At 73.1% G+C, this 16348-nt stretch carries 19 protein-coding genes; 5 read left to right on the top strand and 14 right to left on the bottom strand.

Features of this window, described 5'->3' with window-relative positions; all coding sequences use genetic code 11:
- Nucleotides 1-9: 9 nt before the first annotated feature.
- Entirely contained in the window at nucleotides 10-420 is a 411-nt protein-coding gene (gene hisI, locus ACZ6SQ_RS27625; protein WP_469566616.1) for a phosphoribosyl-AMP cyclohydrolase, read from the bottom strand.
- A 162-nt stretch (nucleotides 421-582) separates the two neighbouring features.
- Here hisI and ACZ6SQ_RS27620 point away from each other — a divergent pair, with 162 nt between their 5' ends.
- Complete coding sequence (locus tag ACZ6SQ_RS27620) at nucleotides 583-1218, top strand: TIGR03085 family metal-binding protein (protein WP_469566615.1); 636 nt, start codon at nucleotides 583-585, stop codon at nucleotides 1216-1218.
- 1 nt (nucleotide 1219) lies between these two features.
- On the opposite strand, the gene ACZ6SQ_RS27615 is transcribed toward ACZ6SQ_RS27620, so the two are convergent.
- The 10 genes from ACZ6SQ_RS27615 to hisD form a co-directional block, all read right to left on the bottom strand.
- Nucleotides 1220-2476 carry an MFS transporter gene (locus ACZ6SQ_RS27615; protein WP_469566613.1) on the bottom strand — a complete coding sequence of 419 codons (1257 nt, stop codon included), beginning with the start codon at nucleotides 2474-2476 and terminating at the stop codon, nucleotides 1220-1222.
- A 13-nt stretch (nucleotides 2477-2489) separates the two neighbouring features.
- A complete protein-coding gene (locus tag ACZ6SQ_RS27610) occupies nucleotides 2490-3077 on the bottom strand; it encodes an ArsR/SmtB family transcription factor (protein ID WP_469566611.1) in 588 nt (195 codons plus the stop codon).
- A gap of 205 nt (nucleotides 3078-3282) precedes the next feature.
- The gene (gene hisF / locus ACZ6SQ_RS27605; protein ID WP_386380331.1) at nucleotides 3283-4038 is read right to left on the bottom strand and encodes an imidazole glycerol phosphate synthase subunit HisF; all 756 of its coding nucleotides are present in this window, start codon (nucleotides 4036-4038) and stop codon (nucleotides 3283-3285) included.
- Nucleotides 4035-4439 (bottom strand): RidA family protein, encoded by a 405-nt coding sequence (locus tag ACZ6SQ_RS27600; RefSeq protein ID WP_469566609.1) that lies wholly within the window; start codon nucleotides 4437-4439, stop codon nucleotides 4035-4037. Before ACZ6SQ_RS27600 ends, hisF begins: the two co-directional genes overlap by 4 nt.
- Nucleotides 4436-5161 carry a bifunctional 1-(5-phosphoribosyl)-5-((5-phosphoribosylamino)methylideneamino)imidazole-4-carboxamide isomerase/phosphoribosylanthranilate isomerase PriA gene (gene priA / locus ACZ6SQ_RS27595; RefSeq protein WP_469566607.1) on the bottom strand — a complete coding sequence of 242 codons (726 nt, stop codon included), beginning with the start codon at nucleotides 5159-5161 and terminating at the stop codon, nucleotides 4436-4438. The genes ACZ6SQ_RS27600 and priA overlap by 4 nt, the downstream gene beginning before the upstream one ends.
- Nucleotides 5162-5165: 4 nt before the next feature.
- Nucleotides 5166-5816 (bottom strand): imidazole glycerol phosphate synthase subunit HisH, encoded by a 651-nt coding sequence (gene hisH / locus ACZ6SQ_RS27590; protein WP_469566606.1) that lies wholly within the window; start codon nucleotides 5814-5816, stop codon nucleotides 5166-5168.
- Nucleotides 5807-5971 (bottom strand): hypothetical protein, encoded by a 165-nt coding sequence (locus ACZ6SQ_RS27585; protein ID WP_469566604.1) that lies wholly within the window; start codon nucleotides 5969-5971, stop codon nucleotides 5807-5809. The genes hisH and ACZ6SQ_RS27585 overlap by 10 nt, the downstream gene beginning before the upstream one ends.
- The gene (gene hisB / locus ACZ6SQ_RS27580; RefSeq protein WP_386380336.1) at nucleotides 5968-6561 is read right to left on the bottom strand and encodes an imidazoleglycerol-phosphate dehydratase HisB; all 594 of its coding nucleotides are present in this window, start codon (nucleotides 6559-6561) and stop codon (nucleotides 5968-5970) included. The genes ACZ6SQ_RS27585 and hisB overlap by 4 nt, the downstream gene beginning before the upstream one ends.
- Nucleotides 6558-7715 (bottom strand): histidinol-phosphate transaminase, encoded by a 1158-nt coding sequence (locus ACZ6SQ_RS27575; RefSeq protein ID WP_469566602.1) that lies wholly within the window; start codon nucleotides 7713-7715, stop codon nucleotides 6558-6560. Before ACZ6SQ_RS27575 ends, hisB begins: the two co-directional genes overlap by 4 nt.
- Nucleotides 7712-9037 carry a histidinol dehydrogenase gene (gene hisD, locus ACZ6SQ_RS27570; RefSeq protein WP_469566600.1) on the bottom strand — a complete coding sequence of 442 codons (1326 nt, stop codon included), beginning with the start codon at nucleotides 9035-9037 and terminating at the stop codon, nucleotides 7712-7714. The genes ACZ6SQ_RS27575 and hisD overlap by 4 nt, the downstream gene beginning before the upstream one ends.
- Nucleotides 9038-9197: 160 nt before the next feature.
- Between hisD and ACZ6SQ_RS27565 the strand changes: the two genes are divergently transcribed.
- The 4 genes from ACZ6SQ_RS27565 (at nucleotide 9198) to ybaK (ending at nucleotide 13192) form a co-directional block, all read left to right on the top strand.
- Nucleotides 9198-10790, top strand: a complete 1593-nt coding sequence (locus ACZ6SQ_RS27565; protein WP_469566599.1) for an oxidoreductase — start codon at nucleotides 9198-9200, stop codon at nucleotides 10788-10790.
- A 98-nt stretch (nucleotides 10791-10888) separates the two neighbouring features.
- A complete protein-coding gene (locus ACZ6SQ_RS27560) occupies nucleotides 10889-11938 on the top strand; it encodes a hypothetical protein (RefSeq protein ID WP_469566597.1) in 1050 nt (349 codons plus the stop codon).
- 11 nt (nucleotides 11939-11949) lie between these two features.
- Nucleotides 11950-12690 carry an LON peptidase substrate-binding domain-containing protein gene (locus ACZ6SQ_RS27555; RefSeq protein WP_469566595.1) on the top strand — a complete coding sequence of 247 codons (741 nt, stop codon included), beginning with the start codon at nucleotides 11950-11952 and terminating at the stop codon, nucleotides 12688-12690.
- 4 nt (nucleotides 12691-12694) lie between these two features.
- Nucleotides 12695-13192 carry a Cys-tRNA(Pro) deacylase gene (gene ybaK / locus ACZ6SQ_RS27550; protein ID WP_386380342.1) on the top strand — a complete coding sequence of 166 codons (498 nt, stop codon included), beginning with the start codon at nucleotides 12695-12697 and terminating at the stop codon, nucleotides 13190-13192.
- Between the two features lie 459 nt (nucleotides 13193-13651).
- On the opposite strand, the gene ACZ6SQ_RS27545 is transcribed toward ybaK, so the two are convergent.
- The 3 genes from ACZ6SQ_RS27545 to ACZ6SQ_RS27535 form a co-directional block, all read right to left on the bottom strand.
- On the bottom strand, nucleotides 13652-14326 hold the full coding sequence (locus ACZ6SQ_RS27545) for an AAA family ATPase (protein ID WP_386380343.1): 675 nt from the start codon (nucleotides 14324-14326) through the stop codon (nucleotides 13652-13654).
- A gap of 34 nt (nucleotides 14327-14360) precedes the next feature.
- Nucleotides 14361-15182 (bottom strand): ABC transporter permease, encoded by an 822-nt coding sequence (locus ACZ6SQ_RS27540; protein ID WP_469566593.1) that lies wholly within the window; start codon nucleotides 15180-15182, stop codon nucleotides 14361-14363.
- An 85-nt stretch (nucleotides 15183-15267) separates the two neighbouring features.
- A complete protein-coding gene (locus ACZ6SQ_RS27535; protein WP_469566591.1) occupies nucleotides 15268-16233 on the bottom strand; it encodes an ABC transporter ATP-binding protein in 966 nt (321 codons plus the stop codon).
- Nucleotides 16234-16348: the final 115 nt, after the last annotated feature.

Below are 16348 nucleotides of genomic sequence, written 5' to 3'. Positions count from 1 at the left end.
GCGCTGACCTTACTGATCCTGGGCCGCGGGGCCGTCGGACACGTCCTGGGCGACCTCGGCGTCCTTGAGCAGGACGTCGGCGTCGAAGCAGGTGCGGGCGCCGGTGTGACAGGCGGCGCCCACCTGGTCGACCTGGACGAGCACGGTGTCGGCGTCGCAGTCCAGCGCCACGGACTTCACCCACTGGAAGTGCCCGGAGGTGTCGCCCTTGACCCAGTACTCCCGGCGGCTGCGGGACCAGTACGTGCAGCGGCCGGTGGTGAGGGTGCGATGCAGCGCCTCGTCGTCCATCCAGCCCAGCATCAGCACCTCTCCGGTGTCGTACTGCTGGGCGATGGCGGGCAGGAGGCCGTCCGGGCTGCGCTTGAGACGCGCGGCGATCTCGGGGTCGAGGCCGCTGGGCTGGGGCGTACTGGTCATGTCAGCCATTGTGCCGCGCGGCACGGACAGTTACGGGCCGTGTCCATTGGGCGGACCCTGGTGTGGACACCCGGTGTCCGGCGGACGGCGACCGGTGCGGACCGGCGCGCCCACGGGGTACGTGCACTGGGCGGAGTTTTCACACAGTCGTAGGCTTTCCGCATGTCGACCTTCGCCAAGCGTGAACGGCTCCTCCTCGCCGACCTCTTGGAAACCGCCGGTCCCGACGCCCCGACGCTGTGCGAGGGGTGGCTGACCCGTGACCTGGCCGCGCACGTGGTGGTGCGCGAGCGGCGCCCCGACGCCGCCGGCGGCGTCCTGATCAAGCAGCTCGCCCCGCGCCTGGACAAGGCGATGGAGGAGTTCGCGGCCAAGCCTTACGAGGAGCTGATCCAGCTGATCCGGACCGGCCCGCCGCGCTTTCACCCGTTCAACCTCAAGCAGATCGACGAGGTCTCCAACACGATCGAGTTCTACGTCCACACCGAGGACGTCCGGCGCGCCCAGCCCGAGTGGACGGCGCGCGATCTGGACCCGGTCTTCCAGGACGCCCTGTGGTCCCGGATGGAGCGCACCGCCCGCCTCATGGGCCGCGGCGCCGCCACGGGCCTCGTCCTGCGCCGCCCCGACGGCCAGACGACGGTCGCCCACCGCGGCACCCCGGTGGTCACGGTGACCGGGGAACCCTCCGAGCTCCTGCTGTACCTCTACGGCCGCCAGGGCGCGGCCACGGTGGGTCTGGAGGGCGACCCGGACGCCATCGCCAAGCTCCACGCGGGCAAGCAGCTGGGGATCTGACTCAGCGGGGCAGTTCGGCCCGGCGCAGATCGCGGACGCCCAGGGCGACGACGCCGCCGAGGCCGCACACGGCCGCGCTGACCACGAAGACGGGGCCGGTGCCCCAGACGCCGACGGCCGCGGCGGACAGCGGCATGCTCAGCGGGGCGAGACCGAGGCTGACCAGGCTCGCGACGGATGTGACGCGGCCCAGGTACGCCGGGTCGGACTGCGTCTGGAGCAGGGCGCCGCAGAGCGCGCCGCTGAGTCCGGCGAGCAGTCCGACGAGCAGGGCCACCGCGACGGCTGCGGCGAGCCGGGGCACGAAGGCGAGGGCGCCGATCGCCACGCAACCGGCCAGGACGGCGGCCCCCGCGACCCGGCCGGCGTGGGGCACCCGGCCCCGGACGGTGAGCAGCAGCGAGGCGAGGCCCGCGCCGACGCCGAACCCCGCGAGCACCCAGCCCATGCCGGAGGCTCCCCAGCCGCGCTCCTCGGCGAGCAGGGTCAGCCCCACGTTCAGCGGCCCGACGAAGCCGAGGTCACCGAGGGCTATGGCCACCATCAGCGGGGCGAGGACACGGTGACCGCGGATGTAGCGCAGTCCGTCCCGCAGGTCCCGCCAGGGCGTACGCCCGGCGGGGTCCGCGCCGTCGTCCGGGGGCAGGTCGCGCACCCGTACGGTCATCAGCAGCGGCACAGAGACGGCGATCAGCAAGGCGGCCAGGCCGAACGCGGCCGCGGCACCGCCCAGGGCCACGCCGAGGCCGCCCAGCGGGGCGCCGACCACGCTCGCGAAGCGCACGGCGAGCCCGCGCATGCCCTGCACCCGGGCGAGCTGGTCCCTTCCGGTGATCCGGGCCGGCAACGCGCCCACGGCGGGCATGAACACGGCGTCCACACAACCGAAGACAAGGGCCAGCAAGGCCAGCGCCCACAGGCTGGGCCCGGCCAGGAACAGCAGGGCGGCCACGCCCAGGGCGGCGGCGCAGCGCACGGTGTCGCTGCCGATGACGACCCGGCGCGGGCCCAGCCGGTCGACGACCACTCCGCCGCCGAGCATCAGCAGGGCCCTCGGGACGGCGCTGACCGACATCACCAGCCCGGCCTGCGCGGGTGTCCCGGCCTGGACCGCCGCCCAGGACAGGGCGAGGTAGTAGACGTTGTCGCCGAGGGCGGAGGAGGCGTAGGCGCCGAGCCAGCGCAGGACGCCGGGGTCGCGGTGGGCGGGGCGGTCGGGTGCGGGCTGCTCGACGGCGGGTGCGGACACGACGGTCACGGCGGTGCCTTCCTCAGACGCGGAACGGGAATCCGTACACGTGCAGGGCGACGTTCTCGCGCCCCTCGGTCTCACCGGCGGCCGCGCGGGCGCGCGCCCGGTCGTCGTGCCGCTTGACGACGCCGAGCAGTTCCTTCTGCAGTTCGGTCAGTTCGGCGGCGGTCAGCCGCAGCAGGGACTCCGAGTCGGAGGCCGCCTCGTTCCAGGCGGTGCCCCAGTGGGCGCGCTGGTCGAGGTAGGTGCGGTACATCTCGGAGCGCTGGTCCTGGAAGAGCCGGGAGGCCGCGAGATGGGCGGCGGCCTTCTCGGGCGCGTCGCGGAAGTCCTCGTCGCGGACGGTGACGCCGCCCGTGGCGGGCTGCCACCAGCGCTCCCGCGCGTCGCCGCTGCGCGGTTCGGCCTCCTCGACCAGCCCGTGCTCGGCGAGCTTGCGCAGGTGGTAGCTGACCAGGGAGACCGCCTCGTCGACCTGCTCGGCGAGCTGGGAGGCGGTCGCGGCCTCGGCCACGAACAGCAGCCGGTACAGCTTCATGCGCAGCGGGTGGGCGAGGGCCTTGAGCGTGCCCAGATCGGTGATGCGGCGGTTCTCCTTCTCGGCCATGCGTCGACCCTAGATGCGAAAGAAAAATTGCACAACAGATTTTGCGCAACTTCTCTTTCGCATTGCGTCCTGAGGCCGCGCTCGGTCGGGAGGCCGCGCCCGGTCGGGAGGCCGCGCAGAGGGTGGCCGCGCGCAGTCGGCAGACCACGCACAAGTGAGCCCCGGCCTCCACGAGACCGGGGCTCACCTCAGCGAGGGGGCGGCGTCACCGCACGGGGTGGCCCGCCTCGCGCAGGGCGTTCTTCACCTCGCCGATGCGCAGATCGCCGAAGTGGAAGACCGACGCCGCGAGCACCGCGTCCGCGCCCGCCGCGACCGCCGGGGCGAAGTCGGCCAGCCGGCCCGCGCCGCCGGAGGCGATGACGGGGACCGTCACATGCTTGCGAACGGCCTCGATCATGCGGATGTCGTAGCCGTCCTTGGTGCCGTCGGCGTCCATCGAGTTCAGCAGGATCTCACCGGCGCCCAGCTCGGCCGCCCGGTGCGCCCACTCCACCGCGTCGATGCCGGTGCCCTTGCGGCCGCCGTGGGTGGTCACCTCGAAGGAGCCCGTCTCCGTGCGGCGGGCGTCCACCGAGAGGACCAGGACCTGGCGGCCGAAGCGCTCGGCGATCTCACGGATCAGCTCGGGGCGGGCGATGGCGGCCGTGTTCACGCCCACCTTGTCCGCGCCCGCGCGCAGCAGCTTGTCCACGTCCTCGGCCGTACGGACGCCGCCGCCGACGGTGAGCGGGATGAACACCTGCTCGGCGGTGCGCCGCACCACGTCGTAGGTCGTCTCGCGGTCGCCCGACGAGGCGGTGATGTCCAGGAACGTCAGCTCGTCGGCGCCCTCGGCGTCGTACACCTTGGCCATCTCGACGGGGTCGCCCGCGTCGCGCAGGTTCTGGAAGTTGACGCCCTTGACGACCCGGCCGTTGTCCACGTCCAGGCAGGGGATGACTCGGACCGCCAGGGTCATGAATCCACGGCTCCTCTGTATGCCTCTAGTTCCACTTCGACCAGGATGCGCGGGTCGACGAAGCCCTCCACGACGAGCATGGTCGCCACCGGGCGTACGGCGTCGAAGAACTCCTTGTGGGCGCGGCCCACCTCGTCGACGTCCCGCTGGTGGGTCAGATACATCCGGGTCCTGATCACCGACTCGGGCCCGAGCCCCAGTTCGGCGATCGCCTCCAGGGCGCTGGAGAAGGCCACCCTGGCCTGCTCGTACGGGTCGCCCTCCCCGTACAGCACCGGTCCCTTGAAGGACGTCGTGCCGCCCACGACCACCCGGTCGCCCGCCGCGACGGCGCGCGCGAAACCGAAGGACTCTTCCCAGGGACTTCCGCTCTGCACACGCCGTACGGCTTCGGACGTCATGACGCCACAGCCTCCAGGGCCTCTTCCAGGGTGAACGCCTTCGCGTACAGCGCCTTGCCGACGATCGAGCCCTCGACGCCGAGGGGGACCAGCTCGGAGATCGCGCGCAGGTCGTCCAGGGAGGACACGCCGCCGGAGGCGACGACCGGGCGGTCGGTGGCCGCGCAGACGTTCCTCAGCAGCTCCAGGTTCGGGCCCTGGAGGGTGCCGTCCTTGGCGATGTCGGTGACGACGTAGCGGGCGCAGCCCTCGTTGTTCAGGCGCTCCAGCGTCTCGTAGAGGTCGCCGCCGTCGCGGGTCCAGCCGCGGCCGCGGAGCGTGGTGCCCCGTACGTCCAGGCCCACCGCGATCTTGTCGCCGTGCTCCGCGATGACCTTGGCGACCCACTCGGGGGTCTCCAGCGCGGCCGTGCCGAGGTTCACCCGGGTACAGCCGGTGGCGAGAGCCGCCGCGAGGGAGGCGTCGTCGCGGATGCCGCCGGACAGCTCCACCTTGATGTCCATGGCCTTGGCGACCTCGGCGATCAGCTCCCGGTTGTCGCCGGTGCCGAACGCGGCGTCCAGGTCGACCAGGTGCAGCCACTCGGCGCCGGAGCGCTGCCAGGCCAGGGCGGCCTCCAGCGGGGAGCCGTAGGAGGTCTCGGTGCCGGACTCGCCGTGCACCAGACGGACGGCCTGTCCGTCGCGCACGTCGACGGCGGGGAGGAGTTCGAGCTTGGCCATGTCTCTACAGGGTTCCGATCCAGTTGGTGAGGAGCTGGGCTCCGGCGTCGCCGGACTTCTCGGGGTGGAACTGCGTGGCCCACAGCGCGCCGTTCTCGACGGCGGCCACGAAGGGCTTGCCGTAGGTCGTCCAGGTGACCCTGGGCGCGGCGATGAGCGGGTTGTTGATCTCCAGCGACCAGTCCTGCACGGCGTAGGAGTGCACGAAGTAGTAGCGCGCGTCCGCGTCGAGGCCGGCGAACAGCTGCGAGTCGGCCGGGGCGTCGACGGTGTTCCAGCCCATGTGGGGCACGATCTCGGCCTGGAGCGGCTCGACCGAGCCGGGCCACTCGTCCAGGCCCTCGGTCTCCACGCCGTGCTCGATGCCGCGCGCGAAGAGGATCTGCATGCCGACGCAGATGCCCATGACCGGGCGTCCGCCGGACAGCCGCCGGTCGACGATCCAGTCGCCGCGGGCCTCGCGCAGGCCGTTCATGCAGGCGGCGAAGGCGCCGACGCCGGGCACCAGCAGACCGTCGGCGTTCATCGCCCTGTCGAAGTCACGGGTGATCTCGACGTCGGCGCCCACGCGCGCGAGGGCACGCTCGGCGGAACGGACGTTGCCGAAGCCGTAGTCGAAGACGACGACCTTCTTGGTTCCGGTGGTCAACTCCACACCTCCAGCCTGAGGACACCCGCGGCGAGACACATCGCGGCGCCGATGGAGAGCAGCACGATCAGGCTCTTGGGCATCTCCTGCTTGGCGAAGGAGATGATGCCGCCGACCAGGAACAGGCCGACGACGATCAGGACCGTGGAGAGGCCGTTCACAGGGCACCCTTCGTGGACGGGAGGATGCCGGCCGCGCGCGGGTCGCGCTCGGAGGCGTAGCGCAGGGCGCGGGCGAGCGCCTTGAACTGACACTCCACGATGTGGTGCGCGTTGCGGCCGTAGGGCACGTGCACGTGCAGCGCGATCTGCGCCTGGGCGACGAAGGACTCCAGGATGTGCCGGGTCATCGTGGTGTCGTACTCGCCGATCATCGGCGCCATCTTCTCGGGCTCGGTGTGCACGAGGTACGGGCGGCCGGACAGGTCGACCGTGACCTGGGCGAGGGACTCGTCCAGCGGGACCGTGCAGTTGCCGAAGCGGTAGATGCCGACCTTGTCGCCGAGGGCCTGCTTGAAGGCGGCGCCGAGCGCGAGGGCGGTGTCTTCGATGGTGTGGTGCGAGTCGATGTGCAGATCGCCCTCGGTCTTCACGGTCAGGTCGAACAGACCGTGCCGGCCGAGCTGGTCGAGCATGTGGTCGTAGAAGCCGACACCGGTCGCCACGTCGACCTGGCCCGTGCCGTCGAGGTTTATCTCGACGAGGACCGAGGTCTCCTTCGTGACCCGCTCCACGCGTCCTACGCGGTTCATGCGTTCTGCTCCTTCTTCTCCGCCGGGGGTCCGGGGGTCGCCCCCGGGGCAAACACAGCACGGACCGCGTCGAGGAACGCGTCGTTCTCTTCGGGGGTGCCGGCGGTGACCCGCAGCCGGCCGGGTACGCCGTTGTCCCGGACCAGGACACCCCGGTCGAGGATCTTCTGCCAGGCGGCGTGGGCGCCGCCCTCGCCGTCGAACCGGCCGAACTGGACGAAGTTGGCGTCCGAGGCGGTCACCTCGAAGCCGATCGCCAGCAGCTCGCTCACCAGCCGGTCCCGCTCGGCCTTCAGCTGCTCGACGTAACCGAGCAGGGTGTCGGTGTGTTCCAGCGCGGCCAGCGCGGTCGCCTGGGTGACGGCCGACAGGTGGTACGGCAGCCGGACCAGCTGGACCGCGTCCACGACGGCCGGGTGCGCGGCGAGATAGCCGAGCCTGAGGCCCGCCGCGCCGAACGCCTTGGACATCGTGCGGGAGACGACGAGATGCGGCCGGCCCGCCAGCAGCGGCAGGAGCGAGTCGCCGTGGCTGAACTCGACGTACGCCTCGTCGACCACCACGATCGACGGCTTGGCGGCCTGCGCGGCCTCGTACAGCGCGAGGACCGTCTCGGCCGGGACCGCGTTGCCCGTGGGGTTGTTGGGGGTGGTGACGAAGACGACGTCGGGCCGGTGCTCGGCGATGGCCTTCTCGGCCGCCGCGAGGTCGATGGTGAAGTCGTCGGAGCGGGGCCCCGAGATCCAGCCGGTGCCCGTGCCGCGCGCGATCAGCCCGTGCATCGAGTACGAGGGCTCGAAGCCGATCGCGGTACGGCCCGGCCCGCCGAAGGTCTGGAGCAGCTGCTGGATGACCTCGTTGGAGCCGTTCGCCGCCCACACGTTGGCGAGGCCCACCTCGTGGCCCGAGGTGTTCGTCAGATACTCGGCGAGCTTCGTGCGCAGCTCGACCGCGTCCCGGTCCGGGTAGCGGTTGAGATGCCGGGCCGCCTCCCGCACCCGCTCGGTGATCCGCTCGACCAGCGGCTCGGGCAGCGGGTAGGGGTTCTCGTTGGTGTTCAGCCGTACGGGTACGTCCAGCTGGGGCGCGCCGTAGGGGGTCTTGCCGCGCAGCTCGTCCCGTACGGGAAGATCGTCGATCCTTACGTCGTTCACTTGCTCTCCGGCACCTTCCAGCCGAACCTTGCCTTGATCGCCGCGCCGTGCGCGGGCAGGTCCTCCGCCTCCGCCAGCGTCACCACGTGGTGCGCGACCTCGGCCAGCGCGTCCTTCGTGTAGTCGACGATGTGGATGCCGCGCAGGAAGGACTGGACGGACAGGCCCGAGGAGTGGCAGGCGCAGCCGCCGGTGGGCAGGACGTGGTTGGACCCGGCGGCGTAGTCGCCGAGCGACACGGGTGCCCAGGGGCCGATGAAGATCGCGCCCGCGTTGCGCACCCGGGCGGCCAGGGCGGCCGCGTCGGCCGTCTGGATCTCCAGGTGCTCGGCGCCGTACGCGTCGACGACCCGCAGGCCCTCCTCGACGCCGTCGACCAGCACGATCGCGGACTGCTTGCCCTTGAGGGCCGGGACGATCCGGTCGTCGACGTGCTTGCTGGCCGCGACCTGGGTCTGCAGCTCCTTCTCGACCGCGTCCGCGAGGTCCACCGAGTCGGTGACGAGGACGGCCGCCGCGAGCGGGTCGTGCTCGGCCTGGCTGATCAGGTCGGAGGCGACGTGGACCGGGTCGGCGGTGTCGTCGGCGAGGACGGCGATCTCGGTCGGGCCGGCCTCCGCGTCGATGCCGATCTTGCCGGTGAAGTAGCGCTTGGCGGCGGCGACCCAGATGTTGCCGGGGCCGGTGACCATGTTGGCGGGCGGGCAGGACTCGGTGCCGTACGCGAACATCGCGACGGCGGTGGCGCCGCCGGCCGCGTACACCTCGTCGACGCCCAGCAGCGCGCACGCGGCAAGGATCGTCGGGTGCGGCAGGCCGTCGAACTCGGCCTGGGCGGGCGAGGCGAGCGCGATGGACTCGACGCCGGCCTCCTGGGCGGGCACGACGTTCATCACCACGGAGGACGGGTACACGGACCGGCCGCCGGGGGCGTACAGGCCGACGCGGTCGACCGGCACCCACTTCTCGGTGACCGTGCCGCCGGGCGCGACCTGGGTGGTGTGGGTGGTGCGGCGCTGCTCGCGGTGGACGAGGCGGGCGCGGTGGATGGTCTCCTCCAGCGCGGCGCGCACGGCCGGGTCGAGCTCGTCGAGCGCCTCGGTGAGCGCCTCGGCGGGCACCCGCACCCGCTCCAGCCGGACCCCGTCGAACTTCTCCGCGAAGTCGATCAGCGCCGCGTCGCCACGATGATGCACGGCCTCGCAGATGGGACGCACCTTCTCGAGGGCGGCCTGTACGTCGAAGTCGGCTCGGGGCAGCAGGTCGCGCAGGGCGGGACCCTCCGGGAGGGCATCGCCGCGCAGATCGATTCGGGAGATCACGGTGCCCATTGTCCCAGACCGCCGTCACCGGCCGTCCGCGCGTATCAATGGCTGATACAGACCGTGGAACATCACCTTCACCATCGGCGTTCGGACCGTCACTCACCGGGCATCACCGTCGTACGCGTCCATGTGCTGCCGGGGAGGGAGGTGACCAGCCGTGACCGTGGGGGACGGTGAGCCTCCCGAGGAGCTGACGGCCGCCGAGGTGGGCATGTGGCAGGCGTTCCGCAACGGCACCGTGTACGACCTGAGCAGCGGCGATCCGCTCGTCGACGACCCGCACGGCGGGCGGGTCTGGGGCGCGGAGCGCACCGTACGGGCCCGGATCGTGTGCTGGCTGCTGCTGGACGGGCCGCCCGCGCTGGCCGGGCGGGTGTCCTCGCTGAAGCTCACCGGGGTGCGGATCACCGACCCCTTCGATCTGGCGGGCGGCACGGTGGTGCCCTACGTGGAGCTGCACGGCTGCCGTTTCGACCGCGAGGTGCTGCTGCCGGAGGCCCGTTTCACCACGGTACGGCTGGTGAACTGCGCGGTGCCCCGGCTGGAGGCGGCCCGGGTGCACACCGAGGGCGATCTGCATCTGCCGCGCTGCCGCTTCTCCCGCGGCGTCCGGCTCACCGACGCCCACATCGGCACCGACCTGATGCTGAACCAGGCCGTCGTGCACCCCGACCGGCGCGGCCGCTCCCTCACCGGGGACGGCATGAGCGTGGGCCAGGACCTCCAGGCAGAGCTGCTGGAGTCGTACGGCGAGCTGAGTCTGCGCGGCGCGAGCGTCGGCGTGTCGCTGAGTCTGCGCGGGGCGCGGCTGGTGAACCCGGAGGCCCGGCTCGCGCTGAACGCGCCGCAGCTGACCGTCGGGCGGACGGTGTACATGACCCCGGCGGCCATCGGCAGCGGCCTGCCGACCGGGGTGACCCCGCCGCGCGGGACACGCATCCGCCCCTTCGAGTGCGTGGGCGGGGCCCGCCTGGACGACGGCCGGTTCGGGGACGCCGTCGACCTGGAGCGGGCCCGGCTGGAGCTGTCGGAGGACCAGGAGCTGTCGCTGCGCCGGGTGCAGACGCCCGAGCTGCGGTTCCTGGGCGAGGCGCCGCAGTTCGGCAGCGTGGCGCTGTCCGGGGCGCGGATCGTCAACCTGGTCGACCGGGCGAGCAGCTGGCCGGGGCCGGGGCGGCTGCACATAGGGGGTTTCGCCTACGAGAACCTGGTGCCGCACGGGCCCTTCTCCCCCGCGCAGCGGCTGGCGTGGGTGGCGGCCGCGACCGCCGAGTACAGCCCGGAGCCGTACGAGCGGCTGGCGGCGGTGCTGCGGGCGGGCGGTGAGGACGAGGACGCGCGCGAGGTGCTGCTCGCCAAGCAGCGGCGCCGCCGCGAGACGCTGCCGCTGGGTCCCAAGGTGTGGGGCTACCTCCAGGACTGGACCGTGGCCTACGGCTACCGGCCGGGGCGCGCCGCGCTGTGGATGGCGGTGCTGTGGGCGGCGGGATCGCTGGCCTTCGCGTACGCGGGGCGGCCGGCGAGCGGCACGGGGGTCGGGGGCGGCGCCATGGGCATGGGCGAGGAGCCGCCGTGGAACCCGGCGCTGTTCGCCCTCGACCTGCTGCTGCCGGTGATCGACCTCGGCCAGGTGGGGCTCTGGCAGTTGCAGGGCGGCTGGCAGTGGCTGGGGGCCGCGCTGGTGCTGCTGGGCTGGATCCTGGCCACCACGGTGGCGGCGGGGGCGACGAGGCTGCTGCGGCCCGGGTGACCGGTGAGCACTGTCTTTACCTGCCCTTGACCGACGGGCGTACAACCTTCGACGGGTTGGCCACAGGGACTGGCGCGTGCCGGACCTGCGGTCCTTCAATGGTCGACACCATGGCTCTGCTGCCCCCGTTCCGCCGCGCCGCCCGGATCTCCCGTCCCCCCGCGCGGGTCCCCCACCCCGTCCCCGGACTCCCGGCCGACGACGAGGTGCTCCTCGACGCGCCCGACGACCGCCTCGGCCCGGCGCTGGTCGGCGCCGGGCGCGGCGACTTCGCCCCGGCCGCCCTGCTGCTCGCCGGGACCCGGGCGCGCGGCGAGTGGGAGCTGCGCGACCGGTATGTCGTCCGGCTGGCGTTCTTCGCGCACGCGCGCCCCGAGTGGTTCCAGGCGTGGCGCGCGGCCTCCCCGCTCGACCCCGACGCCCTGCTGGTCGGCGCGCAGCTCGCGGTGGACCGGGTGTGGGGGTCCCCGGCACGCGCGGAGCTGCTGCGGGAGGTGAGCCCGGCGATCACGGCCACCGCGCACGGCGACCACCGCGACCCGGTGCCGTGGCGGCTGGCGCTGGACCACGCGCGCGGCACCCGGGCCGGGCACAAGTACTTCGGCGAGCTGTGGGAGGCGGCGGTCCGGCGCGCCCCGCACCACTACGGCTGCCATGTGGCCGCGCTGCGGTATCTGGCCGCGTCGTACCACGGCTCGCACGCGGAGTGCTTCGACTTCGCCGACCGTGCTGCGCAGGACGCCCCGCCGGACTCCCTGGTGCAGGCGCTGCCGGTACGGGCCGCCTTCGCGTATCTGGCCGACGGCTGCGGGCCCGAGGTGCCGCGCGCCCGGCTGGACGCTGCCGCCGACCGGGCCGTCGCGCTGTCCGCACGGTTCCCGGCGGCCGACCCGTGGCCCGCGCAGATCCGCAATCTGCTGGCCTGTGTGCTGGTGCGGCTGGACCGGTACGCGGACGCCCTGGACCAGCTGCGGCTGACCGGTCCGTACGCCACGTCCTTCCCCTGGGACCGGGCCGGGGAGGAGCCGCTCGGGGTGTTCCTACGGGTGCGGGCGGGGCTGCTCGCGGGGGGCCGGGCGGTCGAACTGGGCGGCGCCCGGCATCCGCACACCGGGCACGCCGGACGCGCACGCTCCGCCGACCATTAGGCTTTGGCGCCGTGACCACCGTCCGCCTGCCGCTCTTTCCGCTGAACTCGGTGCTGTTCCCGGGGCTCGTGCTTCCGCTGAACGTCTTCGAGGAGCGCTATCGCGCCATGATGCAGACCCTTCTGAAGACACCCGAGGAGGAAGCCCGCCGGTTCGCCGTCGTCGCCATCCGCGACGGCCACGAGGTCGCGCCGAGCGAGTCGGGCATGCCCGATCCGAACGCGGTGCCGGAACGCGGCCCCGCCGCGGGCTTCGGCCCCGATCCCGTCAATGCCTTCCACGGGGTGGGCTGTATCGCCGACGCGGCGACGATCCGGGAGCGGCCCGACGGCTCGTTCGAGGTGCTGGCCACCGGGACGACCCGGGTGCGGCTGGTCTCGGTCGACGCGTCGGGACCGTTCCTGATGGCCGAGCTGGAACCGCTGCCGGAGGACCCGGGCGACGAGGCGGGGGCGCTCGCGGAAGGCACCCTGCGGGCCTTCCGCCAGTACCAGAAACGGCTGGCCGGCGCCCGCGAACGCTCCCTCGCGAGCGGGGCCGAACTGCCCGACGAACCGTCCGTGGTGTCCTACCTGGTGGCCGCCGCGATGGTGCTCGACACGCCCACCAAGCAGCGGCTGCTCCAGGCCCCGGACACGGCGTCGCGGCTCCGTGACGAGCTGAAGCTCCTGCGCGCGGAGACGGCGATCATCCGCAATCTGCCCTCCCTGCCGGCGATGGACCTGACGCGCGGCCGTACGAGTCTGAACTGAGGACATGGCGAAGAAGGCGAAGAAGCAGCAGGGCGGTACGCCGGCGACGGTGGCGCTCACCGCGGCGGGCGTGGAGTACACGGTCCACGCCTACGACCACGACCCGTCCCACCCCTCCTACGGCGAGGAGGCCGCCGAGGCGATGGGGGTGTCCCCCGACCGGGTGTTCAAGACGCTGGTGGCCGACGTCGACGGCGCGCTGACCGTGGCCGTGGTCCCGGTGGCCGGGTCCCTCGATCTCAAGGCGCTGGCGTCGGCGGTGGGCGGGAAGAAGGCCGCGATGGCCGATCCGGCGCTGGCCGAGCGTACGACGGGGTATGTGCGGGGTGGGATCTCTCCGCTGGGGCAGCGGAAGCGGTTGCCCACCGTGCTGGACGAGTCCGCCTCGTCGCACGCGACGATCTGTGTGTCCGCGGGGCGGAGGGGGTTGGAGGTGGAGCTGGCTCCCGGGGATCTGGCTTCGCTGACGGGGGCGGTGCTTGCGGGCATCGGGCGGGGGTAGCCGACTGCCGTCCGGCGGTTGGGCGGGGTGGGGGCCTGCGGTTGCGTGTTCGGCCGCGGGTGGTCGGTGGCTTTTCGCGCAGTTCCCCGCGCCCCTCAAGACCCCGGTCGTCCGTGGCTTGTCGCGCAGTTCCCCGCGCCCCTACGGACCCGGTGGGGGGCTTGCGGATGTCGGCGTGCGGGTTGTCCGTGGTTTTCGCGCAGTTCCCCGCGCCCCTGAAGGCCCGGTGGGGGGGCTTGCGGATGCCGGCGTGCGGGTTGTCCGTGGTTTTCGCGCAGTTCCCCGCGCCCCTGAAGGCCCGGGTCGTCCGTGGCTTTTTGCGCGGTTCCCCGCGCCACTCAAGACCCCGGTCGTCCGTGGCTTGTCTCGCAGCTCCCCGCGCCCCTTAAGGCCCCGTCGGCGGTGGCTTGTCGTGCGGTTCCTCGCGCCCCCTGTGGGCCCTCCGGCGTGCTGGAGGGGCTACTTGTGGTGGTGTTGGGGGTGCATGGGGGGTTCGGGGTCTCTGGGGCCGAAGAGGGCTGTGAGGCCCAGGTGGAAGAGGAGGGCGCCCAGGGGCCAGGCCAGGAGCGCGCCCTTGGCATTCAGCTTCAGGGGGGCAGAGAAGGTGACCCCCTGTCCGGCCTCCTTCGCGTGCGCGAGGACGTCGTCGGCCGGGCCGAGCCACAGGCCGAAACGCCAGGCCACCAGCGAGCCGAGCAGGCCGCCGAGGCCGAGGGCGACGACCAGGGGGACACCGCCCCGGCGGCGGACGAGAAAGACGGCCAGGGCCGTGACCACGCCGAAGGCCAGCCCCAGGAGGGCGAACGTTCCGTCGGTGCCGATGGCCTGCTCGCCCTCGGTCTCCTTGACGTAGACGACCCAGCTTCCGTCGGTCACCTCGCCGATCAGCGGAATGCGCGGCGCGAGCCAGTTCCACAGCGCGCCGAGCAGCACTCCGGTCAGCGCCACCGCGACGGTGATCACGGCGGCCTCACGCAGCTCCGTCCGCATCCCGGGACCGTCCTGTCCGTACCCGTACGCCCCGTCGTGACCGGCCCCGCCCGACGGCGGCGGCCATGCGGCATGGGGCGAGTGGGACTGGCTGTGCGCCGACTGCTCGTGCGGCGGCGGAGGCGGAGTAAACGGTGCGGTCACCCTGACATCGTGCCAGGCCCGCCCGCCCGGTGCGTCACCGGACGGCAGCCCGGCGGTACGCCCACGTCGCCACGGCCAGCGAGATGCCCCCGACCCCCGCGCACACCGCGAGGTCCACGGCCACCACGGCCCAGTCGGGATCCGCCGAGAAGGTGCGGGCGTACGCCTCGACACCGTAGGTCGAGGGCAGCAGATCACGGGCCAGCCGCACGATCTGCGGCATCCGCTCCGGCGGCAGCACGCCCAGCAGCAGCGCCGCGGACATGCCGAGCTGCCCCAGCACGGTGGCCAGCTCCGGCCGCGGCGCGAGCAGCCCGAGGGCCGCGCCGAGCCCGGACAGGGCGGCCCCGGCGAGCGGGACGACCGCGAGGAGAATCCACAGGTTGGTCAGGGGCAGCCCGAACAGCACACAGCCGAAGGCGGCCGTGACGAAGGTCCCCGGCACGGTGAAGGAGGCGTAGGCCCCCGCCGCGCCCAGCACGACCGCGGCCGGCGGCACCGGCAGGGTCGCGTAGTGGTCGAGTCCGCCGGTCGACCGCAGCTGCCCGAAGTACTGCGCCAGCAGGTTCAGTGCGACGAAGGCCACGACGAGCACCGCCGAACCGGCCACCACGTGCTCGGCCTGGCTGCCGCCGTCGACCACCCCGCGCATCATGATCAGGATGCCGACCGACTGGAAGGTCGCCACGAACAGCAGTGGGATGCGCGCCACCCGTGCCCGGGACAGCTGCGCCCGGTACACGGCCGCCAGGGACGGCCACAGCCGCGCCCGCGGCCCGAGCTCGGCCGGGTCCGCGGCCCGCTCCCCCGTCTCCAGGACACCGCCCGGCAGCACCTCTGCGGGTACGACACTCACCTCGCGCTGCTCCCCTTCCTGGGGTTCACTGCGGATCTCGCCCCAACGCGTGCATTCTCCCGTACGGCGACCGCGGCCCTGCCGTTCACGCCTTCACCAGCCCCTGCCGCGCGGCCCCGCCCAGGGCCAGATAGACGTCCTCCAGGCTGGGCGTGGCCAGGGTGAAGTCGTCCAGCGCGGCGAACGCGGCACCGCCGGTGACGGTGGCCACGACCGCGCGGGCCTCCTCCGGGGCCAGCCGCAGCGTCCAGCGGCGGCCGGACTCCTCGGCCCCCTCGCGCAGCGCCGCGACCTCGGGCACCTCCAGCGGCGCCCGGTCCCGCCACACCAGTTCGACGCGGACCTCGCCGGCCACCCGCTCCTTGAGCCCGGCGGGTGTGTCGCAGGCGATCACCCGGCCCCGGTCGAGCACGGCGACCCGGTCCAGGACCGTCTCGGCCTCGATGACGTTGTGGGTGACGAGCAGCACCGTCGTACCGTGCTCGGCGCGCCGGCGGTCCACGGCGGACCACACGGCCCGCCGCGCCACCGGGTCCATCGCGGTGGTGGGCTCGTCCAGCACCAGCAGCGGGCGCTCGCCGACCAGCGCGGCGGCGAGGCAGGCCAGCCGGCGCTCCCCGCCGGAGAGTTTCTTCAGGGGCCGTGAGGCGAGCGCGGTCAGCCCGAGCTCCTCCAGCACGGAGTCCCGCTCGGCGCGCGCCTGCCGGGCCTCGAGCCCGCGCAGCCGCCCGGTCGTCTCGGCGGCCAGCGACACGGTCAGCTCGTCCAGGGCGGTCGACTCCTGCCCCAGGTAGGCGAGGATGCGCGCGGCCCGCTCCGGGTGGCGCACGATGTCGTGCCCGAGGATGTGCACGCTCCCGCCGTCGGGCCGCATCAGCCCGGTGAGCTGGCGTACGAGCGTGGTCTTCCCGGCCCCGTTCGGCCCGAGCAGGCCGAAGATCTCGCCACGCCGGATGTCGAGCTCCACGTCGTCGGTGGCCCGCACCTCGGGCACCGCGGGCACTCCTCGTCGGCCGCGCATCGCCGGATACGTCTTGGTCAGCCCGCGCACCGCGCACACCACATCACCGGGGTGTCCAGGGGCATGTCCCGCGCGCGTACTCACAAGGGACGAGACTACGGGGTCGGGACGGCGCACATGCCCCCGGGGCGGCCCATCACCGCAA

This window comes from Streptomyces sp. NPDC048600, from assembly GCF_055587025.1.
The sequence above is the reverse complement of the archived record's forward strand: the minus strand, read 5'-3'. Positions and strand labels throughout refer to the sequence as shown.

Excerpts from the sequence above, each read along its gene's own strand:
- hisI (WP_469566616.1), bottom strand. The coding sequence starts at position 420 with ATGACCAGTACGCCCCAGCCCAGCGGCCTCGACCCCGAGATCGCCGCG.
- hisB (WP_386380336.1), bottom strand. The coding sequence starts at position 6,561 with ATGAACCGCGTAGGACGCGTGGAGCGGGTCACGAAGGAGACCTCGGTC.
- ACZ6SQ_RS27620 (WP_469566615.1), top strand. The coding sequence starts at position 583 with ATGTCGACCTTCGCCAAGCGTGAACGGCTCCTCCTCGCCGACCTCTTG.
- ybaK (WP_386380342.1), top strand. The coding sequence starts at position 12,695 with ATGGCGAAGAAGGCGAAGAAGCAGCAGGGCGGTACGCCGGCGACGGTG.
- ACZ6SQ_RS27600 (WP_469566609.1), bottom strand. The coding sequence starts at position 4,439 with ATGACGTCCGAAGCCGTACGGCGTGTGCAGAGCGGAAGTCCCTGGGAA.
- hisF (WP_386380331.1), bottom strand. The coding sequence starts at position 4,038 with ATGACCCTGGCGGTCCGAGTCATCCCCTGCCTGGACGTGGACAACGGC.
- ACZ6SQ_RS27610 (WP_469566611.1), bottom strand. The coding sequence starts at position 3,077 with ATGGCCGAGAAGGAGAACCGCCGCATCACCGATCTGGGCACGCTCAAG.
- priA (WP_469566607.1), bottom strand. The coding sequence starts at position 5,161 with ATGGCCAAGCTCGAACTCCTCCCCGCCGTCGACGTGCGCGACGGACAG.
- ACZ6SQ_RS27560 (WP_469566597.1), top strand. The coding sequence starts at position 10,889 with ATGGTCGACACCATGGCTCTGCTGCCCCCGTTCCGCCGCGCCGCCCGG.